This is a genomic window from Nonomuraea sp. NPDC052116, from assembly GCF_040680035.1.
GTDB lineage: Bacteria > Actinomycetota > Actinomycetes > Streptosporangiales > Streptosporangiaceae > Nonomuraea > Nonomuraea angiospora_A.
In genome coordinates this window covers 46,444-67,400 of the sequence record NZ_JBFAWA010000057.1, presented here as the reverse complement: position 1 = coordinate 67,400, position 20,957 = coordinate 46,444, and the positions used below count along the sequence as shown (strand labels likewise).

Annotated in this window: 21 protein-coding genes and 1 pseudogene; 16 read left to right on the top strand and 6 right to left on the bottom strand. The window is 69.8% G+C overall.

Features of this window, described 5'->3' with window-relative positions:
* Positions 1-572: cation diffusion facilitator family transporter (locus AB0L65_RS58700; RefSeq protein ID WP_364265637.1), on the top strand; the 572-nt coding region annotated here is incomplete at its 5' end.
* Positions 573-713: 141 nt separating this feature from the next.
* Positions 714-1,100: a metalloregulator ArsR/SmtB family transcription factor gene (locus AB0L65_RS58695; RefSeq protein WP_364265635.1), complete on the top strand. Its 387-nt coding sequence runs from the start codon at positions 714-716 to the stop codon at positions 1,098-1,100.
* A gap of 139 nt (positions 1,101-1,239) precedes the next feature.
* Here the strand turns inward: AB0L65_RS58695 and AB0L65_RS58690 are convergent, their stop codons facing one another.
* Positions 1,240-2,778 (bottom strand): pectate lyase, encoded by a 1,539-nt coding sequence (locus AB0L65_RS58690; RefSeq protein WP_364265633.1) that lies wholly within the window; start codon positions 2,776-2,778, stop codon positions 1,240-1,242.
* Between the two features lie 659 nt (positions 2,779-3,437).
* Here AB0L65_RS58690 and AB0L65_RS58685 point away from each other — a divergent pair.
* A complete protein-coding gene (locus tag AB0L65_RS58685) occupies positions 3,438-4,310 on the top strand; it encodes an alpha/beta fold hydrolase (protein ID WP_364265631.1) in 873 nt (290 codons plus the stop codon).
* Positions 4,311-4,489: 179 nt separating this feature from the next.
* Here AB0L65_RS58685 and cysC read toward each other — a convergent pair whose 3' ends face one another.
* The 3 genes and pseudogenes from cysC to AB0L65_RS58670 all read right to left on the bottom strand — a co-directional run bounded on the left by cysC (position 4,490) and on the right by AB0L65_RS58670 (position 6,181).
* The gene (gene cysC, locus AB0L65_RS58680) at positions 4,490-5,314 is read right to left on the bottom strand and encodes an adenylyl-sulfate kinase (RefSeq protein WP_364265629.1); all 825 of its coding nucleotides are present in this window, start codon (positions 5,312-5,314) and stop codon (positions 4,490-4,492) included.
* 133 nt (positions 5,315-5,447) lie between these two features.
* Positions 5,448-5,960 (bottom strand): annotated as a pseudogene (locus AB0L65_RS58675) (GTP-binding protein); the annotation flags it as partial.
* The gene (locus tag AB0L65_RS58670; protein WP_364265627.1) at positions 5,960-6,181 is read right to left on the bottom strand and encodes a sulfate adenylyltransferase; all 222 of its coding nucleotides are present in this window, start codon (positions 6,179-6,181) and stop codon (positions 5,960-5,962) included. The gene AB0L65_RS58670 and the pseudogene AB0L65_RS58675, both read right to left, overlap by 1 nt.
* 11 nt (positions 6,182-6,192) lie before the next feature.
* Between AB0L65_RS58670 and AB0L65_RS58665 the strand changes: the two genes are divergently transcribed.
* The 7 genes from AB0L65_RS58665 to AB0L65_RS58635 all read left to right on the top strand — a co-directional run bounded on the left by AB0L65_RS58665 (position 6,193) and on the right by AB0L65_RS58635 (position 12,098).
* On the top strand, positions 6,193-7,116 hold the full coding sequence (locus AB0L65_RS58665) for an argininosuccinate synthase domain-containing protein (RefSeq protein WP_364265625.1): 924 nt from the start codon (positions 6,193-6,195) through the stop codon (positions 7,114-7,116).
* A gap of 33 nt (positions 7,117-7,149) precedes the next feature.
* A complete protein-coding gene (locus tag AB0L65_RS58660) occupies positions 7,150-8,133 on the top strand; it encodes an aldo/keto reductase (RefSeq protein ID WP_364265623.1) in 984 nt (327 codons plus the stop codon).
* Complete coding sequence (locus AB0L65_RS58655; RefSeq protein ID WP_364265621.1) at positions 8,130-8,861, top strand: sulfotransferase family protein; 732 nt, start codon at positions 8,130-8,132, stop codon at positions 8,859-8,861. Before AB0L65_RS58660 ends, AB0L65_RS58655 begins: the two co-directional genes overlap by 4 nt.
* 115 nt (positions 8,862-8,976) lie before the next feature.
* Positions 8,977-9,714: a response regulator transcription factor gene (locus AB0L65_RS58650; protein WP_364265619.1), complete on the top strand. Its 738-nt coding sequence runs from the start codon at positions 8,977-8,979 to the stop codon at positions 9,712-9,714.
* 136 nt (positions 9,715-9,850) lie between these two features.
* A complete protein-coding gene (locus AB0L65_RS58645) occupies positions 9,851-11,068 on the top strand; it encodes a cytochrome P450 (protein WP_364265617.1) in 1,218 nt (405 codons plus the stop codon).
* 11 nt (positions 11,069-11,079) lie between these two features.
* A complete protein-coding gene (locus tag AB0L65_RS58640) occupies positions 11,080-11,280 on the top strand; it encodes a ferredoxin (RefSeq protein ID WP_364265639.1) in 201 nt (66 codons plus the stop codon).
* Entirely contained in the window at positions 11,277-12,098 is an 822-nt protein-coding gene (locus AB0L65_RS58635; protein ID WP_364265615.1) for an SDR family oxidoreductase, read from the top strand. The genes AB0L65_RS58640 and AB0L65_RS58635 overlap by 4 nt, the downstream gene beginning before the upstream one ends.
* A 56-nt stretch (positions 12,099-12,154) precedes the next feature.
* On the opposite strand, the gene AB0L65_RS58630 is transcribed toward AB0L65_RS58635, so the two are convergent.
* Positions 12,155-13,057 carry a helix-turn-helix domain-containing protein gene (locus AB0L65_RS58630; protein WP_364265613.1) on the bottom strand — a complete coding sequence of 301 codons (903 nt, stop codon included), beginning with the start codon at positions 13,055-13,057 and terminating at the stop codon, positions 12,155-12,157.
* 102 nt (positions 13,058-13,159) lie between these two features.
* Here AB0L65_RS58630 and AB0L65_RS58625 point away from each other — a divergent pair, with 102 nt between their 5' ends.
* From AB0L65_RS58625 to AB0L65_RS58615, 3 genes are all read left to right on the top strand, one after another.
* Positions 13,160-13,951, top strand: a complete 792-nt coding sequence (locus AB0L65_RS58625; protein ID WP_350734982.1) for a phytanoyl-CoA dioxygenase family protein — start codon at positions 13,160-13,162, stop codon at positions 13,949-13,951.
* A gap of 115 nt (positions 13,952-14,066) precedes the next feature.
* A complete protein-coding gene (locus tag AB0L65_RS58620; RefSeq protein WP_364265611.1) occupies positions 14,067-15,167 on the top strand; it encodes a hypothetical protein in 1,101 nt (366 codons plus the stop codon).
* Between the two features lie 137 nt (positions 15,168-15,304).
* On the top strand, positions 15,305-16,315 hold the full coding sequence (locus AB0L65_RS58615) for a leucine-rich repeat domain-containing protein (RefSeq protein ID WP_364265609.1): 1,011 nt from the start codon (positions 15,305-15,307) through the stop codon (positions 16,313-16,315).
* A 29-nt stretch (positions 16,316-16,344) separates the two neighbouring features.
* Here the strand turns inward: AB0L65_RS58615 and AB0L65_RS58610 are convergent, their stop codons facing one another.
* The gene (locus AB0L65_RS58610; RefSeq protein WP_364265607.1) at positions 16,345-17,259 is read right to left on the bottom strand and encodes an ADP-ribosylglycohydrolase family protein; all 915 of its coding nucleotides are present in this window, start codon (positions 17,257-17,259) and stop codon (positions 16,345-16,347) included.
* 227 nt (positions 17,260-17,486) lie between these two features.
* Between AB0L65_RS58610 and AB0L65_RS58605 the strand changes: the two genes are divergently transcribed.
* Genes AB0L65_RS58605 through AB0L65_RS58595 form a run of 3 tightly spaced genes read left to right on the top strand, consistent with a single transcriptional unit; the run spans position 17,487 to position 20,946 of the window.
* On the top strand, positions 17,487-18,827 hold the full coding sequence (locus AB0L65_RS58605) for a cation:dicarboxylase symporter family transporter (protein ID WP_364265605.1): 1,341 nt from the start codon (positions 17,487-17,489) through the stop codon (positions 18,825-18,827).
* On the top strand, positions 18,824-19,723 hold the full coding sequence (locus AB0L65_RS58600; RefSeq protein ID WP_364265603.1) for a LysR family transcriptional regulator: 900 nt from the start codon (positions 18,824-18,826) through the stop codon (positions 19,721-19,723). Before AB0L65_RS58605 ends, AB0L65_RS58600 begins: the two co-directional genes overlap by 4 nt.
* Entirely contained in the window at positions 19,720-20,946 is a 1,227-nt protein-coding gene (locus AB0L65_RS58595) for an alkaline phosphatase family protein (protein ID WP_364265601.1), read from the top strand. Before AB0L65_RS58600 ends, AB0L65_RS58595 begins: the two co-directional genes overlap by 4 nt.
* Positions 20,947-20,957: the final 11 nt, after the last annotated feature.

Sequence of the window (20,957 nt, the reverse complement as noted above, 5' to 3'; positions counted from 1 at the left end):
ACCTCTACGCCTTCATCGCCACCACCCTGGCCGGCCTCGTCGTCTGGCTCACCGACTGGACCCGCGCCGACGCCATCGCCGCCCTCATCGTCGCCACCCTCATGCTCAAAGCCGGATGGGGCCTGGTCCGCGACGCCGGACGCGTCTTCATGGAAGCCGCCCCCGCCGACATGAACCCCACCCAGATCGGCCGCCAGATCGCCACCCTCGACACCATCGTCGAAGTACACGACCTCCACATCTGGGAGGTCACCTCCGGATACGCCGCCCTCTCGGCACACGTGCTGGTCACCCCCGGCGCCGACTGCCACGCCGCACGTCTTGCAGTTGAGAACCTGCTGCAGGACCAGCACGGCATCGAACACACCACCCTGCAGGTCGACCACGCCACACCCGACAGCCACGCCTTCGACGACGACGGCGCCCTACGTCGGCTCGTACAGCACTGCGCCGACCCGCACGGCCCCACCCATCACGCCCGCCGACCTGATGAGACGGCCGGTGGTGACAGTGACACGGCCGAGCCCGCGGCGCCGGTTTCCTCCTGTCATGACCCGAAGGTTCGGACATGAACGAACTCCGTACTCGTGGGACACGCCACCGTGTCCCACGACCGCCCCCGCGCGGTGTCACCTGCTCGAACATGACGTCATTGACATTTGTCGTAATGCCGACAAACTATTCATGTGAACGGTTCTTCAGATGATGGCGTGTTGGCAATAGACGGTTGCACGGTCAAGGTGGTCGACGGTGAACGGGTGGCCGCCGTATACGAGCGGATGCCGGCCGCCGAGGACCTCACTGACACCGCGGACATCTTCGGGCTGCTGTCGGATCCGAACCGGTTGAGACTGCTGGTGGCACTGCTGGACGGCGAGTTGTGCGTGTGCGATCTGGCCGCGGTGACCGGCCAGAGCGAATCGGCTGTCTCCCACGCTCTGCGGTTGCTGCGCGCGCACCGCATCGTGGCCGCCCGCCGTTCCGGCCGGATGGCCTACTACCGGCTGGAAGACCCGCACGTACGGATGCTGCTCGACCTGGCTCTCGCCCACACCGAGCACACCGACGCCATCCACCCCGAACGCGACGGGAAGGCGTGATCGGCACCGGAGCGACGACCACTCCGTGCTGGATCGAACCCGTGACCTGCTGCACCAGCCGGCACCTCCACAAGGAGACGGGGCGGGGTCGTCCGTCTGACGGCCCCGCCTTCGTCCCCGGGCGGACGGAGCGGAGCCGCTACCCCGCGTAGGTCTCGAACTCGGCGACCTTCGGCGTGCCCGCCGAGCTGGTGATCCTGAAAGTGATCTTGCTGAGTGAGGTCGGCGTGAAGGTGATGGAGCCCGTGCCGCTGCCGGACTTCAGGACCGCTCCGGTGCCGGCGTTGATGAGCTGCCAGGCTCCGATGCCGCCCTCGGAGCCGGACGCCTCACGGATGACGACCCTGGAGACCGTGGTGGCGGAGCTCCACTTGATCGAGATGTCGCCGGTCGAGCCGGCCGGCGACCAGAAGGTGCTCATGTTGCCGTCCCGCACGTTGCCGTAGCTGGTCCCGTCGGCCTTGCTGGAGCCGTCGGAGCCGGCTCCAAGGCTGAGGTTGGTCCCGCCGGGCGGAGGGGTGGGTGACGGCGTGGGGCTGACGGTCGGTGTCGGTGTGGCCGTCGGCGTCTGCGGCGTGCAGCTGCCGTTCGACTCCTGCAGGCCCTTGTTGGCGCCGGCCGTCTGGAGGACGAGGCTCGGCACGCAGCTCGCCCCGTCGAGGCTGTAGGAGTAGGGGATGCTGACGGTGGTGTTGGATTGCGGGTTGGGTCCGGCGGGGTTGTTCTCGCTGCCCGGGGCGGACCAGGTCACGTTGTCGAAGATGTTGCCGCCGACCTGCCAGTAGCCGGCCTCGCTGGTGTAGAAGGTGCCGAGGACGTCCTTGGAGTTCTTGAAGTAGTTGTTCTCCACTTTGGCGCGGGCGCCGGCCCGGGAGTTGATACCCGACTCGTGGAGGCTCACGTAGGAGTTGTTGTAGATGTGGGCGATGCCACCACGCAGCAGGGGTGTGCGGGAGTCGATGTTCTCGTACAGGTTGTGGTGGAAGGTGATGTAGCCGTTCGAGCGGTCGCTCTCGCTGGATCCGATGAGCCCGCCGCGGCCGGAGTTGCGCAGGATGCTGTAGGACAGGGTCACGTACTGGGTGTCGTTCTTCATGTCGAAGAGGCCGTCGAAGCCCTCTGCCTCTCCGCCCGAGGCCTCCAGGGTGACGTGATCGACCCAGACGTTGCGGACGCTGCTCTCCATGCCGATGGCGTCACCGCCGTTGGAGGTGGGCGAGCCCGACTTCTTGACGTTGCGGATGGTCACGTTGCGGATGATGATGTTGCGGGCTTCGCGGATGTGGATGCCCAGCTGGTCGAAGACGGCCCCGCTGCCGACCCCGATGATCGTGACGTTGCTGATCTGCTTGAGTTCGATCACGTCGGCGGCGGTGTTGCAGCTTCCGCCCGAGACCTTGGTGGTGTTGCCGTGGTTGATGGTCCCTGAGACCTCGATGATGATCGGGGTGCTGCTGCTGGCCCGGTTGCACAGGGCCGCATGAATCGCGGTCCCCGTGGTGGCCCTCACCGTCTGCCCGCCTGCGCCACCGGTGGTTCCGCCGTTGGCGCTCGCGTAGCCGCTGGCGCCGCCGGCCGCCGCTGATGCCTGCAGCACTGGTAAGGCCACACCGGCCGCGGCCGCGATGGCCACCGCGGCCAGCACCACCTGGAGTCGTAACGCGACTGCTCGTCTCATCCTCGTTTCACCTTCTCCTTCGAACAACGGGAGCGATCTTCTCTGCGCGGCCGCCGCCGCGGCATCGGGCTTGTTGCAGGGTCAGGTCGGCCGCCGGGGTCCGGCTCCGGCCTCCGAGTCGGGGATGACCCACACCGTAGGAAAGCGCTTTCCGGGTGTCAATGCGGCGTGAAACTTTCAAATCGCCACCCGGTGGCGCCTCACGAAGCTCTCGGCCGGCTGCGTCTGGCGACGGCGTGAAGAACCGGAACCGCCCTACCTCGCACCACCGTCGCTCCCGCGGTCACCGTACGGGCGCCAGGGTCGCCCGCCGCGCAGGTGAACGGGGCCCGATCGTGGACGAGCCGTCCACTGGCGAGATGGCGCTGCGGCAACGCCTCCGGCTCAGCCCGAGACGTATGCGCGGCGTCGCTCCCTGCTACGCTGTCAGGCATGATCCAGAAGTTCATCCGGCTTCGTAACAGCTGAAGCGGTCTGCCCGCCGGTCGTTCAGCGGCCGGCGCCAGTTGAGGCGATCCCGCAGATAGGCGCTGTGGCACACACAAGCGGTGCACCCACGGTCAAGGCTTGTCCTGCCGTGTTCTCGCCCGGCAGCCGCACGCCGCCTTCGGCAATGCAGGCATGTTCACCGTGCCTTCCATCGAAACGGACTGTTCTTCATGAGATCAAACTCCAACCGCTCGTCGTCGCCTACGTTCGTGCTGGTCCACGGCTCCGGCGCCAGTTCTTTCATGTGGGCTCCCGTCCAGCGCGAGCTGGCGTTGCTCGGTCACCGCAGCTTCGCCGTCGATCTGCCGGGACATGGCCTCGACGCGCAGTACCCGCTCGCCTACCAGGCCCCCCAGGACCTCGACACGTGGGCGGTCGAACCGTCCACGCTGGCCGGGGTCACCCTGCAGCACAACGTCGACGCCGTCGTCGACGTGGTCCGACGCGTGGCGGAGCACGGGCCCGTGGTGCTGGTGGCGGCCAGCCTCGGCGGCGTGACCATCACCGGCGTGGGCAACGCGATCCCCGAGCTGGTGAACCGGCTCGTCTACATCTCCGCCTGGGCGTGCGTGCAGCGCTCCAACCCGATCGAGTACATGCAGGAGCCCGAGTTCGCCGGCAACCTGATGGGCCCGCTGGCCGCGTTCAACGTCGGCGACCCCGCTCAGCTCGGTGTCGGCCGGGCCAACTACCGCACCGCGGACGTGGAACTTCTCGACGCGCTCAAGGCCGCGACCATGGCGGACGTCAGCGACGAGCGGTTCCGTGCCTTCCTCAACATCCTGCAGCCGGACGAATCGATCGCGGTGATGACGGCCGACGCCCGCGTCCAGGCCGGCACCTGGGGCACGATCGCCCGCACCTACATCCGCCTCACCGGCGACCGATCCCTCCCAGTCGCCATGCAGGACCGGCTGATCGCCGAAGCGGACGCCCTGACGCCCGGCAACCCGTACGACGTGCACACGCTGGACACGTCACACGTGGGGTTCCTGTTCAGGGCCGATGAGGTGGCCGCCATTCTGGACAAGGCCGCAATCTAGCAAGGCCGGGGGACGGCCTGGGGGTCGGGTGAAATGCCAGGGGTTCTCCTGATTCCCAGGCCCGGAGTGAGGTCCGCGCGCGGAACGCGCCCTCGGGGTGGGCCGCGGTCACGGTGAGCACGCCCGTAAGGCCGAAGGGCTCTGAAGGTGCCTGTGGCGGCTGAGCTGCGCGAGCAGGCTCAATCACGCAGAAGAGCGCACAGCTCGTCTGTCGCGTCATCGAGCGAACCGGCGCCGTCGACCACCAGGTCGGCGTACTCCGGCGGCTCGTAGGCCTGGCCGAGGCCGGTCAGGTTCGGCAGCGTGCCGGCCTTCGCCTGGGCGTACAGGCCCTTCGGGTCCCGGCGCGCGCACACCTCGGCCGGGGTGTCCACCCAGACCTCCGCGAAGTCGCCCGGCTGGAACAGGTTCTTGGCCACCGCCCGGTCCGTCCGGAACGGCGAGACCAGCGCGACGATCACGATCAGCCCGGCGTCCAGCAGGATGCGGGTCAGCTCGGCGACCCGGCGCACGTTCTCCGCGCGATCCTCCGGGGTGAACCCGAGGTCCTTGTTCAGCCCGCTTCGGACGTTGTCGCCGTCGAGCACGTACGTGTGCAGTCCCATGGCGTGGAGCCGCCGCTCCAGCGCGTTGGCGATCGTCGACTTGCCGGCGCCGGGCAGGCCGGTCAGCCACAGCACCTTGGCCCGCTGCCCCTTCAGCCGCTGCCTGGCGCCGCGGTTGACGGTGTAGGTGTGTGGAACGACGTTGCGGCCCCGCCGCAGCGCATGCCGGACCATGCCGGCCGCCACGGTCTCCTTGCTGACCCGGTCCACGAGCAGGAAGCTGCCCGTGTCCCGGCACGTCAGGTAGCCGTCCAGGCAGATCGGGGTGTCGGTGGTCAGCTCGACCGTGCCGATGTCGTTGAGGCCGAGCGTACGCGCGGCGAACTGCTTGCCGGACACCACGTCCATCCGGCCGCGCACGGTCGTGACCACGGCGGGCACGGTCCGCGACCCGCCCATCGGGCGGCTCCCAGGCGGACAGCGCGCCGAGCAGCGTCGGCCCCTCGTACCAGGGGAGGTTCGGTGACGGGTCGACGACGTTGTCCCCATCGAGTGCGCTGGCCGGGATCACGCTCGCCGCCATGTCGAGGCCGTTCGCCGCCGACAGCACCTCGCTCGCGAGCTGCTCGAACGCCGCCCGGTCGTAGCCCACAACGTCGAGCTTGTTGACCACCGCGATGACGGCCCGCACGCCCATCAGCGCGCAGATCGCCAGGTGCCGATGGGTCTGCTCGCGGACCCCTTTGGTGGCGTCGACGAGTAACACGGCGACGTCCGCGGTGGACGCCGCGACCGCCATGTTGCGCGTGTACTGCTCGTGTCCCGGCGCGTCGGCGATGATCACCCGGCGCCCGGACGGCAGGTCCAGGAAGAGGTGGGCGACGTCGATGGTGATGTCCTGCTCGTGCTCCGCCTCCAACCCGTCGGTCAGCAGCGAATAGTCGACCGCTCCGGGCGGAATCGTGGAACCGCCGCGCCTGGTCCGCCGCGCGTAGTCGAGCCGGTCCTCGGTGGCGCTGCCGGTGTTGGCGAGCAGCCGACCGATGAGGGTGGACTTGCCGTCGTCGACCGAGCCACAGGCGACCACTCGAAGCACCGAAATCATCAGAAGTACCCCTCCGACTTCTTGCTCTCCATGGATGTGCCGCCCTCGCCGTCGATGAGCCGGCCGGCGCGTTCGGACCTCCGGTCGAGCCGCATCTCGTCGATGACCTCGTCGAGGTTCTCGGCCTTCGACTCGACGGCCGCGGTCAGCGGGTAGCAGCCGAGGGTGCGGAAGCGTACCTGGCGCAGCAGCGGCCGCTCGCCGGGCGACAGCGGGATCATCGATCGCCGCCGTGGCGTCGGATCTGCTGCGGTACCGGGCCCGCCACGACGGCGGCTACTGGAACACGACCGGCGCGGCGCGCTTCGTGCTCGTCAGCGAGCTCACGCCGCGGATGCGGGCCGACGGATGCCGGACGTTCACGCACGGCTGTGTCGGCGGGGGCAACGACCAGCGCCGCTTCGCGCGTTACGGCGCCCACGTCGCACCGGAGCTGTCCCTCATCGAGCCGTGGACGAATCCGCAGGCGCTCGAACGGTTCCCCGATCGCGAGGCCATGCTCGCGGCCGTCGCCGAGCATGGGCTGCATCTCGACCCGGGCAGCAGCGCCGAGCGGTCCACCGATGCCAACCTCGCCGGCATCTCGCACGAGTCGGCCGAGCTGGAAGACCTCGAAACCCCGGTCACCCGGCTCCAGCCGCGGTGGAGCAACTGGCCCGGGCAGAGCCCGGCCGAGCCCGAGACCGTCACGGTCACCTTCCTCGACGGACGGGTCGCCGACGTCAACGGCAGCGGCCCCGACCCGGTCGAGTGGATGACGCTGGCCAACGAGATCGGCGCGCGGCACGGTATCTGGCTTCGCGACGTGGTCGAGCGGCGCATCATCGGCACGGCCTGCCGGGGCATTTACGAGGCGCCCGGCCTGGAGCTGCTCGAACGCGCGTGGACCCGCATCCTGCAGGCCAGCCTCGATGCGGCGGGCCGCGAACTCTATGATCGGCTGGCCGCCGTCCTGGGGGCCGCCATGTATGAGGCGCGCTGGCTCGAACCCGCCGCGCACGCCGCGCGAGACGGGATCGACCGGCTCGTCGGCGAGGTCGGCGGCAGCGTGACCCTGTCCGTCCACCGGGGCCTCGTCCAGGTCGAGCGGATGAAGGCCGTCGGCCCCGTGGCGCGGCAGACGCGGTTCGGCTCGGGCGGCAACCGCTGGAGCTAGGAAGTCGCCGTTGAGGCGTGAAAGGAGGAAGTGATGCGTGAGCGTCGATTCGGCCGGTTGGGCTGGATGGTCGGCGACGTGGGTTACGGGATGTGGGGCATAGCCGGCGGCGAGGGCGGATGGACCGGCGCCGACGACGAGACCGGCGACACCGCGCTGGACGAGGCCGTGCGGCTCGGGTGCGACTACTTCGACACCGCCTGGATCTACGGCCGCGGACGCAGCGAAAGGATGCTCGGGCGGCTGGTCAAGCGGCACCCGGATCGCCGCCTCCACATCGCGACCAAGCCCCCGCCGAAGGATCGCGCCTGGCCGTCCACCCGCGACTCCAAACTGTCCGAGGTGTACCCGCCGGACCATCTCTGGGAATACCTGCACCGCAGTCTCGAAGGGCTGGGCACGCCGTCCGTCGACCTGTTCCAGTTCCATGTCTGGGAGGACGACTGGGCGCACGACGCGGCCTGGCAGGACGCCGTCATCCAGATGAAGGAGCGCGGGCTGATCAAAGGCGTCGGCATCAGCGTCAACCGATGGGAGCCCTGGAACGTCCTGCGGACCCTGAACACCGGACTGATCGACGCGGTGCAGGTCATCTACAACATCTTCGACCAGGCCCCCGAGGACGAGCTGTTCCCGGCATGCCGCGAGCTGGACGTCGCGGTGATCGCACGGGTGCCCTTCGACGAAGGCACCCTCACCGGCACCCTCACCCGCCAGACCCGCTGGCCCGAAGGCGACTGGCGCAACACCTACTTCGTCCCCGACAACCTCGTCGCGAGCGTCGAGCGCGCCGAACGGCTGGCGCGGATCGTGCCCGAAGGCATGACCATGCCCGAACTCGCCCTGCGCTTCATCCTCCAGAACCCCGACATCGCCACCGTGATCCCCGGCATGCGTCACCTCACGCACGTACGGACCAACATCGCCACCAGCGAGGCCGAACCGCTGAGCGAAGAGCTGATGGCGCAGTTGCGCGAACACCGCTGGGACCGCCGGCCCACGGCGTGGTCGCAATGAGCGCCGCGCCGAAGCCCATCCTGCTGTGGGCCGTGCCCCGGTCGCGCTCCACCGCGTTCCTGCGCATCATGCTCGAGCGCGGCGATCTCGAAGTGGTCCACGAGCCGTTCTCGTACCTGCAGGTGGACGGCCACTTCGAGCTCACGGGCCGGCGCGTCACGTCGGCGATCGAGCTGCTCGACGCGATGCTCGAGGTCAACGCCGGCGGGCGCCGGGTGTTCGCCAAGGACACCTCCGACTACACGTACGCGCCGCTGCTCGAAGACGGGCGCCTGTTCAGCGAGGTCATCAACACGTTCATGATCCGGGAGCCGCGGAGCGCGATAGCCTCGCACTACGCCATCAACCCCGAGGCCACCCAGGACGAGTACGGGTTCGAATACCTGCACGCCATCTTCGACGCCGTGCGGTCGGCCACCGGCGAGGTCCCCCTGGTGATCGACGGCGACGATCTCGTGGCCGACCCGGAGGCGACAGTCCGGGGCTACTGCGAGCGGGTCGGGCTCGAGTTCATGCCCGAGGCGATGCGCTGGGATCCCGGTCAGCAGGCGAACTGGCGGCGTACGGACCGGTGGCACGCGGAGGTGGCCGAGAGCAGCGGGCTGGTGGCCAAGACGCCCGGGCGGCGCGAGACGCCCGACACCAACGAGCACCTGCGCCGCATCGCCGAGCACCACCAACCGTTCTACGACGCGCTCGCCCGCCACCGCCTCTGTCCGCGCCGATAACGTCGTCCGGTGCGGGCCGCCTGCGGGTGCCAGGGAGCGCGCGAGCGCGTAGCCTGTCCGAGGGCGGGCGTGCCCGCCGCACGACGACGCTTTGCACGCGGATCCGGGGAGGGTGATGTCGCTCCGAGGAGAGAGCGTTGACACGTACAGAGACGTCAGGACGCGGGAGGCGCCGTCGCCCGGCCACCGCCTGCTCCTGATCGTTCCGGACCCGGGTTCGCGCGAATCGCTGGCCGCGCGGCTCGCGGCGGCCGGTCACCAGGTCACGTCGGTGGCGACCGGCGCCGCCGCGATGGCCGAGCTCGGTGACCGGCATTTCGACCTGCTGGTCGTCGACGTCGACATTCCTGACCTGCACGACCTCGCCCGCAACCGGCCGCGCCTCGTGGCGCGGCCGCCCATCATCTGCATGACCACCTGCGACGCGCTGGAGCCGCTGCTGCCCGAGGTGGGCATCGAGGTGGAGGACTACGTCACCAAGCCCTGCCGGGACGCCGAGCTCCTGGCCCGGGTGCAGGTGCTGCTGCGGGGGAGGCAGGCGGCACCGCGGGCCTCCGTGCTGCGACATGGTGACCTCGTCCTGGACGAGATCGTCTACCAGGCCTGGCGAGGCGAGCGGCGGCTGGAGGTGACCCCGGCCGAATACCGGCTGCTCCGCCATCTGCTCCTCAACGCCGGTCGCGTCCTGTCCAAGGAACAACTCGCCCTGCACGTTTGGGACGAGCCCCGGGAGCTCAACGCCATCGAGCGTCTGGTGTCCCGGCTGCGCCAGAAGGTCGACGAGACCTCGCCGGCGCTGATCCACACCAGGCGCGGCTTCGGCTACTGGCTGGGAGACCCGGCCCCGATGTGATCTGCGCCACGTCTGGCTTTTGTCAGGTTGCCGTCCGGGCCCCGTCAGGTTGGCCTGTTTGCATGGGTTTATCGTCTTCGCGCCACAAGGGTGATCCCGGCTGCGGGACCGTGGCGACGATCCCTCGAGGAGACCCATGTCTGGAACGACCTCCGTGCCCGACTACCCGATGACCCGGGAATCGGCCTGTCCCTTCGCGCCCGCTCCCGCGGTGCGCGGCATGACCCGGGAAGACCCGGTAGGCAAGGTACGCATCTGGGACGGCAGCACGCCCTGGTTCATCACCCGGCACGCCGACCAGCGGGCGCTGCTCAACGATCCGCGCCTGAGCATCGACGAGAAGCGGCCCGGCTACCCGCACATGACCCGCAGTCGCGCGGCGTCCGCCCCGCACCACCCGGCGCTGATCACGAACACGGACCCGCCGGAGCACACCCGGTTGCGCCGCACCGTCAACGCGCCGTTCATGGTCAAGCGGGTCGAGGCGCTGCGGCCCCGCATCCAGGAGGTCCTCGACGGCCTCATCGACCACCTGCTCGCCGGCCCGAACCCGGTCGATCTCGTCCAGGCGCTCGGGCTTCCGGTGCCGACCGTGGTCATCACCGAGATCCTCGGTGCGCCGTACGAGGATCACGAGCTGTTCCAGACCAACAGCCACACGCTGGTCAGCCACGAGTCGACGCCTGAGCAGGCCCAGGAGGCCGGCCGCGTTCTGGGCGGATACCTCAGCGCCCTGTTCGACCGGAAGACGGCCGAGCCGGGCGACGACGTGCTGTCCGAGATGGCCGGGCGGGTCGAGGCGGGGGAGATGACCCGGCAGGAGGCCATCACCATGGCCAGCGCCATCCTCATCGCGGGCCACGAGACCAGCGCCAACATGATCTCGCTGGGCACGCTCGCGTTGCTGCGGAACCCGGAGCAACTGACCCTGCTGCGCGAGAACAGCGACGACCCGAAGTTCGTGGCCAACGCCGTCGAGGAACTGCTGCGCTACCTGACCATCGTGCACAGCGGCATCCGCCGCATCGCGAACGAGGACATCGAGCTGCACGGCAGGACCATCAAGGCCGGCGACGGCGTCATCTTCGACCTGGCCGGCGCGAACTGGGACGCCGAGCAGTTCCCTGACCCCGACCGCCTCGACCTGAGCCGGCCCGCCCGACAGCATCACGCCTTCGGTTACGGCGCCCACCAGTGCCTGGGCCAGTCGCTGGCCCGGGTGGAGTTGCAGGTCGTGTACGGCACCCTCTACCGGCGCGTGCCGACTCTCGCGCTGGCGGTGCCGTTCGAGCAGGTCGAGTTCGCGATGGAAGGCGTCGCGTACGGCCTCAGGTCGCTGCCGGTGACGTGGTGAGGGGGATGAGCATGCGAGTGGAGTTCGACGAGCCCAAGTGCGTGGCCGCCGGGCAGTGCGCGATGGTCGCCCCCGCCGTCTTCGACCAGCGGGATGACGACGGCGTCGCCGTACTCCTCGACGCCGAGCCCGGACCGGAGCATCACGACGAGGTACGCGAGGCGGCCGCCGTCTGCCCGGCCGCCGCCATCCGCCTGGTGGAGCGGCGATGACCGAACCCGACGTCGTGGTCGTCACCGGCGCCGGCGGCATGGGCACGGCCGTCGCCCGTCGCATCGGCAGCGGCCGCACGCTGATCCTGGCCGACGCCTTCCCCGACGCCCTGGACCGGGCCGTCGCCGCCCTGCGCGCCGAAGGGTACGACGCCAAGGGGCACCTCACCGACGTCTCCGACGCCCGGTCGGTGGCCGAGCTCGCCGCCGCCGCGGCCGCCGAGGGACGCGTCGCCGCGGTCGTCCACACCGCCGGCGTCTCCGCGGCCACCTCGACGGTGCAGAAGATCATGCAGGTCGACCTGGCCGGCACCGCGCACGTCATCGACGCGTTCGAGACGGTCGCCACCAGGGGGACCTCGCTGGTCTGCGTGGCCAGCATGGCGGGCCACTACGCGAGCCTGAGCCACGAGGACGAGCGGGCCCTTGCCACCGCGCCCACCGGCGACCTGCTCTCCCTCGAAGTGATCGCCACGGTGGGGGAGGACGCGACGGCCGCGTACATCCTCGCCAAACGCGGCAACCAGGTCCGCGCCCAGGCCGCGGCCCTGGCGTGGAACCGGCGCGGCGCCCGCGTCAACACGGTCAGCCCCGGGGTGATCTCCACCGCGATGGCCAGGTCCGAGGCGGAGTCCTCCTCCGGCCACCACATGATGGCGATGCTGGACGCCTGCGGCACCGGCCGAACCGGCACGCCCGCCGAGATCGCCGAAGTGGTGGCGTTCCTGACCGGACCGGGGTCGCTCTACATCACCGGCGCCGACATCCTCATCGACGGCGGCCAGGCCGCCTGGCTGCGCTGGCACCGGCGAGGTTAGCCGCCCTCGCCGATCGGGTGACGCTACGGTCCAGGTGGGTGCGGGCCTCCTTGGGGTCAGGAACTCGGCCGCTCGGCCGGGCCGCCGAGCTGAGCATGGGCGGCTGATCGGCTGCGCCGCCGGTACTCGGTGGGGGTCAGCCCGACCAGCGCCCGGAAGCGGCGGGCGAAGTACGTCGGATCGTCCCAGCCGACGGCGGCGCCGACCCGGGCGGTCGGCAGGGTCGAGTGTGCCAGCAACGTGGCGGCGCGCTCGGCCCGCAGCCGGGCCAGGAAGCCGAGCGGCGTCAGCCCGACGTACTGCCTGAACAGCCGTCCGAGATACGCGGGATCCAGGTTGACCGACCGGGCCAGCTCATCCAGCCTCCACGGATCGGCGGGCGCTGCCTCGAGCCGGGCGATGACGGCGGCGACGGCGGGGTGGACGGTGGATTCGAGCGGCTGCCACTCGGGGTCGCGGCCGTCGGCCAGGACGCCGAGCACGGTGACCAGGCGGCCCAGCACCCGGCCCGGCCGGCGCCGCTCGGCGGCGAGGTCCCGTTCGAGCAGACCGATCTCCGCGATGGCCTCTTCGGCGGCGGCCGGATCGACGGTCGTGATCGCCACGCCGTGCGTGCCGGAGGCCACCGGGTCGGTCCACAACATCCGGCGCAGCATCGGGATGTCGTACAGCGCCGCCAACTCGCCCCGTAGCGCCTGGGCGGACAGGCAGCAGTTCGCGACGGTCAGGTCGGTGCAGTCGCGGAACCCGTGCCACGCGCCGGGGCGGAGCACGACGACCTGCCCGCGCCGCAGCGGGTGCTCGCCCCGGCTGGTCATGTGCCGGCCGTGGCCGGGTCCGATCACGGCGATCTCGAGGAAGTCGTGCGCGTGCGGCTCGATGTCGGGGTTCAGGTGGTGAACACCTGCCAGGACCGGGCCCCCGGCGAACAGCGCGTGCTCGTGCAGCATGGCAGGCATGTCGGGATCGTACGACTAATCGCCGGGATCGGCCTAGCCCGTGGCGGCACGTCTCGACGAGGCTTGCGGTATCCCAACAGCAAGAAACCCTGGAGGTCAGCGATGGCAACGACCACGACCGAGCAGTTCGTCAGCGACGTCGGCGCCGATGGCCGGGTGCCGGACGAGCTGGTGGCGGCCTACCGCGAAAACGGTTTCGTCCGAGTAAGGGGCGTGCTCGAGCCCGGCCAGGTCGAGCGCTTCCGGGCCGGCGCCGAGGCGTTCCTGGAGGCGCACCGCGCGGAGAGCCTGGAGAAGCAGGGCACCTTCAGCCAGCTGGTCAACGTCTGGCAACGCGACCAGACGCTGCGGGAGCTCACGTTCGACCCGCGGATCGGCCGGATCGCCGAACAGCTCGCCGGGTTCTCGCTGCGGCTCTGGCACGACCAGATGCTGGTCAAGGAGCCGCACAACAACGCGGCCACGGAGTTCCACCAGGATCGTCCGTACTGGCCGCACACGGGGGACCGGCTCCCGCTGTCGGCGTGGATCGCGCTGGTGGACGTTCCTCCGGAGCGGGGCTGCATGACCTTCCTGCCCGGCACCCAGGATCGCGACGGCCTGCGTCCGCAGGACCTCCACGAGGAGGAGGACCTGTTCGAGGCGGACCCGTCCCTGCGCTGGATCCCCCGAGTCACCGTGCCGCTCCGCGCGGGCGACTGCACCTTCCACAGCGGCTACACCGGCCACATGGCGCTGCCCAACCGTACCGACCAGGCCCGGCTCGCGCACGTCACCATCTACATGGACGAGGCGACCCGCTACAGCGGGGCCGGGCACGTCGTGACCGATCCTCTCGGACTCGCCGCGGGCGAGCGGTTGGACGGCGACGCCTTCCCCCGCCCCTGGGCGTAGCCGACCGGTCCCTTCGGACCGCCAGGAGAGGCGGCGGCCCCCCGCGAACATCGGGGGGGCCGCTGCGCCTGAGCCCGGGATTGCGCTTTGGTCGCCGGGCGTCACACTGGTCGTCATGATGCGATCTTGCGCGGTCACGGTCCTCCTGGGACTGGTGGCCGGTACCGCACTGATCTCCTTCATCGTGTGGCCGGGCTGGGCGACGGTGCTGCCGTTCGCCGTGATCATCGGTCTCGGCTGGCTCCTGCGGCCGATCTGGAAGTGGTGGCGGATCCGCAAGCTCGCCGCCACGGCCGACTCCCTGCGCGCCCCTTCCGAGGCCGACCCCGAGCGCTACCTGCCTCAGCTGGCCACCGCCCTGGACCGGCACGCCAGGGCCCTGCTCGGCGCGGGCCGGGTCGAACAGGCACTGAAGGCGAGCGCCGAACGGATCGGGCATCATCGCAGCCTGCTGGACGGCGACCCCGACCGCCGCCGCGAGCGTCTCGACGACTTCGCCGAGGCACTCGACGCGCACCTGGGCATGCTCCAGCTGGCCGGGCGGGTCCAGGAGGCCCTTGACGTGAACGCCGAGGCTCTGCGGATCCGCAGGGAGGGCCTCGGCCAGTGGCGCGGCGGTCCCGACTACGAGCGTGACGTGGCCATGACCCTCGCCACCCGCGCAAGCCTGCTCAGTGTCGCAGCGCGGCACGACGAGGCCCTGGCGGCGAGCCAGGAGGCCCTGACGGCGTTACGTACGATCAGCGCGCGCGACGACCACCGCTACCTGCCCGCCCTGGCCGGCGTCCTGGACATCCGCGCCATCTGCGAGCTGGCCGCCGGTCGAGAGCAGGACGCACTCGCGGACGCGCAGGAGGCGGTCGAGTGCTGCGAGCGGCTGATCAACCTGTATCGCGGTGAGTATCTCCACCTCCTGGCACGCGTCAGCGGTACCCACGCGAAGATCCTTTGCCGGACGGATCCTGATGAAGCGATCTCCAGCAGCGGGCGGATGGTCCAGGTGACACAGTCAGCGGCCAGGCAGGACGCCCTGGCCTACACCCCGGCGCTGCTCTCGGCGCTCACGGCACACGCGCTCGTGCTGAGCGCCGCCGGTCGGACGCGTGACGGCCGCCGCATCGCGCGCAAGGCGCTTTCCCTGTCCCGCCGCGCGGTCCCAGAGCTGCTCGTTCAGACCCGCCGGCAGCTGGCCGGCCCTGGTGCAGCCATTCCTTGACCCGGCGCCCAGTAGACATAGGCCGGCGAGACAACGAGACGATCAACGTCGAGTCAGGCGGCAAGGCCGATCGATAGGGTCGCCCCGGCCGGCCGCCGACGGAGCGGCGGCCCGACAGTCCTGGGACAGGAGCGCCAATGAGCTGGACCTACGCGGGGCACTACCGGAATTACCCGGACGGCGCCGAGTCTCCCACCGCCTTCGCCGGTCGCGCCGTCGTCGATTTCGGGGGCGACGAACCGGATGGCCCGCAGTCCGACGAGACCGTGGCCTGGAGGATCAGCATCGGCCCCCGGGCGGATGACGATTCAGGCGAAGAATGGGAAGTGCTGGCCGAGTTCGAAGGCGATCGCACCCATCCGATCTTCCGGGCGGTTTTCGAGGGTTTCCTCGACACGGTGCCGCCCGCCTCCGTCGAGGCGCTGGTGGTCGGGCGCTGGGGGCCTGAGCTGGAGGAGGACGAGGCGCCGATCCAGATGCTGTGCGAGGTGGCCGAACGGTTGACCGGGCTGAAGGCGATGTTCGTCGGCGAGCAAGCCGGCCTCGACCAGTGGTACGACGCCCACGTGGAGGAGCTGCTCGCCGCATATCCGCGGCTTGAGACGCTACGGGTGCGCGGCGGCATGGGCGACAGCACCGGCCTTCGCCATCCGCTCACGCATGCGTCGCTGCGACATCTGGCGATCGAGTCCGGCGCCCTGTCCCGCGAAACGGTCGTCGCGATCGCGGAGTCGGATCTTCCGGCTCTGGAGCACCTAGAGCTGTGGCTGGGCGACGAACTCCATGACGGGCCGACGATCGCCGATCTCGCGCCGATCCTCTCGGGCGCGCGGTGGCCGCGGCTGCGGTCTCTGGGCCTGCGCAACGCCGAACTCGCTGATGAGATAGCCGCGGCGGTGGCGACGGCGCCGGTGGTGGCCAGGTTGGAAGCGTTGGACCTGTCGCTGGGCACGCTCAGCGACGCCGGCGCGGAGGCGCTACTGACCGGTCAGCCGCTGACACACCTGCACAGACTCGACCTGCACCATCATTTTCTCTCCCCGACGGCGCAGACCCGCCTGATCAGTGAACTGCCCGGCATCGTCGACGTCTCCGACGGGCAGGGCGGCGACGCACCGCACCGGTACACAGCGGGCAACCGCCTATGAGATGGACCTGGCCGAGATACGGCGGCTGATCACCGGCCGCGCGCCTCACGTGGAGATGGGCTGGGGGCGCCTGCCCAGTCCGGTAGCGGCTCACATCGCCCTCTCCACTCCCGCGGCAGGTGAGCGTTCTCGGCGACCGCGACGATGCCGCCGACGATCGCGCAGGTGGTGTCGACGTCCCCGCCGGCCGCCGCGGTGGTCCACATGGCCGCTTCGAAGTCATGGCGTTCGCGAGCCGCCACCCAGAGGGTGAACGGGACCGTGTCGTGAGCGCTGACCTGTCGCCCGTTCCCGAGCATCCGGGCGGCGAGTACGGGGTCGCTGATGGTGAGGAGTTGCCGCGCCTCGGCGACACCGTCGTGGACCATGCCCGCGGGCACGTGCTCTCTGACCCGATCGAGGAAACGCCCCGCGGGGAGGCCGGGTTCGTTGACGGTCACGGCCGTGGCCACGGCAACGGCGACGGCGCCGGCCACTGCTTCCGGATGCGTGTGGGTGACCTGTGCCGACAGGACGGCCTGCCGAACCACCTGTGGCAGGTCGTCGGCGAACCAGGCGCCGAGCGGCGCCACGCGCATCGCGGCACCGTTGCCCCACGAGCCCTTGCCGTCGAAGAGCTCCGCGGAAAGCGTCCGCCAGTCGCCTCCTTCGCGGACCAGCCGAAGCATCCGGTTCGTCGCCGGGCCGTATCCGCGGTCGAAGTCATGACGGGCGGCGAAGCTCGCGGCGAGCTTGTCCTGGTCGATGGCGCCGTGATCGGCCAGGACGCGATAGACGGAGCACGCCATCTCGGTGTCATCCGTCCACTGCCACGGGTCGGGTGGAAGGAGGCGGGAGGAGAGTGCGTGGTGGTTGGCGGGAACGAAGAACTGGGAACCGAAGGCGTCGCCGAGGGCCAAGCCGAGGAGAGAGGCGGTGGCCCGCGCAAGGAGTTGGACTGACATCACTCACATTGTGGGGTAAGTCAGCTCTCTCCACGCCGGGGCTTCCCCGGCCGCGTACACGCTGATCGGCCTACCCGATGAGGGCCATCGGACGGTGGCCGGCCTGTCGTCGCACATTCGCCTGGCCGGGTGGCCGTCGTTCACCTTCCTCTCCGTGTCGCCGCCCACGATGTCCGGGTGGGCGGAGCGAGGCATGCGCTCGCCTCATCAGGTGGAGGTGGAAAATCATGGTTTCAGCCGATATCGAGAGTGCTCAGCGCGTGCGCAGGCCCTGGTACCGGCAGTTGTACACGTGGGTGCTCGCCGGAATGGCCGCAGGCGTGATCGTCGGCCTGGTGGCGCCCGGTTTCGCGACGTCGTTGGAGGTTCTGGGGGACACGTTCGTCGGGCTGTTGACGATGCTGCTGGGACCGATCGTCTTCTGCATGGTCGTCAGCGGCATCGCAGCCGTGGATCGGCTCCGGCATGTCGGCGCGATCGCGTTGCGGTCGATCGCGTACTTCGAGATCGTGACCACGCTGGCGCTGCTGCTCGGGCTCCTCGCCGTGAACCTGGTGCGCCCGGGTGACGGCCTGGCGGTGGACCCCGCTCAGCTTCAGCTCACCGACGAGGTGAGCGCGCGGGTTGACGCGGCGTCAGAGATGTCGTGGACCGACTACGTGCTGCAGATCTTCCCGAAGAACATCGTGGCGAGCTTCGCCGAAGGCGCGATTCTTCAGATTCTGTTCTTCGCCGTTCTGTTCGGCGTCGCCCTGGCCGTCCTCGGCGATCGGGCTCGGCCCGTGGCCCGGGCAGTCGATCGGATCGGCGAGGTCCTGTTCACGATCGTGCGACTCGTGACGTATGCCGCCCCCGTCGGCGTGTTCGGGGCGATGGCGTACACCGTGGGCCACTTCGGGGTGGCGACCGTCGGTGCGCTGCTGAAGCTGATCGGCACCTTCTACGGCACCTCGATCACGTTCGTGGTCGTCGTCCTCGGCGGCATCCTGCTGCTGGTACGGCTGAACCCGCTGCACACCTTCCGGTACTTCAAGGACGAGATCCTGCTGGCGCTGGGCGCGTCCTCCTCGGAAGCCGCGATCCCCGGCATCGTCGCCAAACTCACTCGCCTCGGCGTCGACAAGGGGACGGCGGGCATCACCGTCAGCGCGGGCTATTCGTTCAACCTCGACGGCACGTGCATCTATCTCACGCTGACCAGCATGTTCATCGCGCAGGCGCTGGGGATTGACCTCGATCTCGGCCAGCAGCTGCTGCTCCTCGCGGTGATGTTGTTGTCGTCGAAGGGAACCGCGGGCGTGACCGGAGGCGGTTTCGTGATGCTCTCCACGACGGTGTCGGCGACGTCCGTCATCCCGGTCTCGGGTGTCATGCTCGTCTTCGGGATCGACCGATTCATGTCCGAGTGCCGCGCCGTCGTGAACTCGCTCGGCAACGCGGTGGCAGGTCTGGTGATCGCGCGCTGGCAGGGCGAGATCTCGTCGTCGGCCGCCAACGCCATCATGTCCGGGAGGTCCACGCCTCCCGTCCCGCTGACATCCGAGCCGGAGAAGGTCAGTGGCCGATGACCGGCAAACTCAGCCTCCAACGGGTTCAGGTGTTCGTGGCGATCGCCGATCACCGCGGTATCTCGGCGGCCGCGAGAGCGCTCGGCGTCGCGCAGTCGACCGTCTCGTCCCACCTTCAGCAGCTCGAAGGCGAGGTCGGTGCGGTGCTGGTCGACCGTTCCGCGCCGTCGCTCAGGCTCACCGAGGCCGGTGAGAAGCTCCTTGAGTACGGCCGTGATCTGCTCTCCCTCGCGGACGAGGCGCTGGATCAGGTCACGCGTGTACGACGGGCGCCGGTCGCCGGTGTCCTGGCCATCGGAGGCACGACCACGGCGACGGAGCGCCTGCTTCCACGGCTCCTGCGTTCCTTCCTGGACCGCTACCCGGACGTCGAGCTGGAACTCCACGTCGCGAACTCCTCCCTCATCATCCAGAAGGTGCTCTCCGGCGAGCTGCCTCTCGCGCTCGTCGCCGCTCAGAGCGAACAGCCCTCTCTCAGCGCGACAGCAGCGGGAAGCGAGGAGCAGGTGGTCATCGTGGCCGGCGATCACCCGCTCGCCGGGCAGCGGGTGGAGCCGCGCCTGTTGCGCGGCACCCGCATCCTGCTCCGAGAGGAGGGGTCCACCACGCGCCAGTACCAGGTTGACATGGCGCAGAGGTGGGGAATCCCACGCACCCATGCCGGCACGATCGCCGGCACGAGCGCGATCGTCGCCGCGGTGGCCCAGGGTCTCGGCCTGGCCTGCCTGCCCAGGGCCGCCGCCGAGGAGGCCCTGCTGCTCGGCCGGGTCGCCGAGGTCCATCTCGACCCGGCGCCTCCCGAACGTCCGATCCAGCTGATCAGGCTGGCGGCACGACCGCCGACGCTGGTCGAAGAGCTCTTCATCGAAAGCGTCCGTGAAGAAAGGACACCGTGACCACCATCACCGTGAACGATCGCCCGTACACCGTCCCGGATCACCCTGTCGTCGTCATCACCGTCGACGGCGGTGACCCGCGATACTTCCGGGACGGGCTGAGCCGCGGCATCATGCCTCGTCTCCAGCGGATGCTCGACGACGGCGGCGTCTTCTCCGTCGGAGCGTCAGAGATGCCGAGCCTGACCAACCCGAACAACATCTCCATCGTCACCGGCGTCCCGCCTGCCATCCATGGCATCCCCGGGAACTACTGCCGGCTGCCCGACGGCTCACTGGAGCTGCTCAATGATCCTCGATTTCTTCGCGCGCCGAGCATCCACGCCGAGTTCGCCGCCCGCGGGATCCCGACTCTGGCCGTCACGACCAAGGACAAGCTCCGGCTCCTGCTCGGCAACGGCGGAGTGCCGAGCGTCAGCGTCGAACGCGCAAGAGGTGCCGCGCTGCCCGAGTACGGGATCGACGACATCGAGGAGCTCGTCGGAACACCTGCTCTCGACGTGTACGACCCCTCCGCCAGCCACTACGCGATGCGCATCGGCCTCGCCGTGCTTCAGCGGGTTCCCGGGCTGCGCCTCGTCTACGTCTCCCTCACGGACCGGGTCCAGCATGCGGCAGCACCCGGGGACGAACTCGCCGACCGGTTCTTCGTCGAGTTCGACGCCTTGCTCGGCGCGTACCTGGACGCCGGGTGCACCGTGGGGATCACCGCCGATCATGGAATGAACGCCAAGCACCACGACGCCGGCACCGCTCGGGTGCACTATCTCGGCGACCTCCTCGCCGAAGCGGGCGTCCCGTTCGAGGAGATCGTGCTGCCCATCACCGACCCCTACCCCAAGCATCACGGGGCGCTCGGGGGCTTCGCCTGGCTGCATCTGGCTCCCGAGCATCGCGGGGCCGCTGTGCGTGCCCTCGCGGCGCTGCCCGGTATCGAAGAGGTCTGGGAACGTGCGGACGCGGCGACGATCTACGAGCTGCCGGCGGACCGCATCGGCGACATCGGCCTCGCGGCCGCGGCCGACACCGCGCTCGGCCGCCATGCGGTCGATCACGATCTCTCCCAGCTCCATGGAGGTCTCCGATCCCACGGCAGCAGGCACGAGCAGCTCGTTCCGCTGATCCTCAGCCGCCCCGTCAGGGGGCCGCTGGCGAAGCGGCTGCACGCCGGTGTGCTGAGGAATCGGGACATCCACGATCTGACGCTCAACAACACCGTGTAGAGGGCGCGGTC

Coding starts and splice junctions, on each gene's coding strand:
- AB0L65_RS58650 (WP_364265619.1), top strand. CDS start 8,977: ATGTCGCTCCGAGGAGAGAGCGTTGACACGTACAGAGACGTCAGGACG.
- AB0L65_RS58615 (WP_364265609.1), top strand. CDS start 15,305: ATGAGCTGGACCTACGCGGGGCACTACCGGAATTACCCGGACGGCGCC.
- AB0L65_RS58630 (WP_364265613.1), bottom strand. CDS start 13,057: ATGCCTGCCATGCTGCACGAGCACGCGCTGTTCGCCGGGGGCCCGGTC.
- AB0L65_RS58645 (WP_364265617.1), top strand. CDS start 9,851: ATGTCTGGAACGACCTCCGTGCCCGACTACCCGATGACCCGGGAATCG.
- AB0L65_RS58670 (WP_364265627.1), bottom strand. CDS start 6,181: ATGATCCCGCTGTCGCCCGGCGAGCGGCCGCTGCTGCGCCAGGTACGC.
- AB0L65_RS58690 (WP_364265633.1), bottom strand. CDS start 2,778: ATGAGACGAGCAGTCGCGTTACGACTCCAGGTGGTGCTGGCCGCGGTG.
- AB0L65_RS58640 (WP_364265639.1), top strand. CDS start 11,080: ATGCGAGTGGAGTTCGACGAGCCCAAGTGCGTGGCCGCCGGGCAGTGC.
- AB0L65_RS58605 (WP_364265605.1), top strand. CDS start 17,487: ATGGTTTCAGCCGATATCGAGAGTGCTCAGCGCGTGCGCAGGCCCTGG.
- cysC (WP_364265629.1), bottom strand. CDS start 5,314: ATGGGCGGGTCGCGGACCGTGCCCGCCGTGGTCACGACCGTGCGCGGC.
- AB0L65_RS58600 (WP_364265603.1), top strand. CDS start 18,824: ATGACCGGCAAACTCAGCCTCCAACGGGTTCAGGTGTTCGTGGCGATC.
- AB0L65_RS58635 (WP_364265615.1), top strand. CDS start 11,277: ATGACCGAACCCGACGTCGTGGTCGTCACCGGCGCCGGCGGCATGGGC.
- AB0L65_RS58620 (WP_364265611.1), top strand. CDS start 14,067: ATGATGCGATCTTGCGCGGTCACGGTCCTCCTGGGACTGGTGGCCGGT.
- AB0L65_RS58655 (WP_364265621.1), top strand. CDS start 8,130: ATGAGCGCCGCGCCGAAGCCCATCCTGCTGTGGGCCGTGCCCCGGTCG.
- AB0L65_RS58610 (WP_364265607.1), bottom strand. CDS start 17,259: ATGTCAGTCCAACTCCTTGCGCGGGCCACCGCCTCTCTCCTCGGCTTG.
- AB0L65_RS58660 (WP_364265623.1), top strand. CDS start 7,150: ATGCGTGAGCGTCGATTCGGCCGGTTGGGCTGGATGGTCGGCGACGTG.
- AB0L65_RS58625 (WP_350734982.1), top strand. CDS start 13,160: ATGGCAACGACCACGACCGAGCAGTTCGTCAGCGACGTCGGCGCCGAT.
- AB0L65_RS58685 (WP_364265631.1), top strand. CDS start 3,438: ATGAGATCAAACTCCAACCGCTCGTCGTCGCCTACGTTCGTGCTGGTC.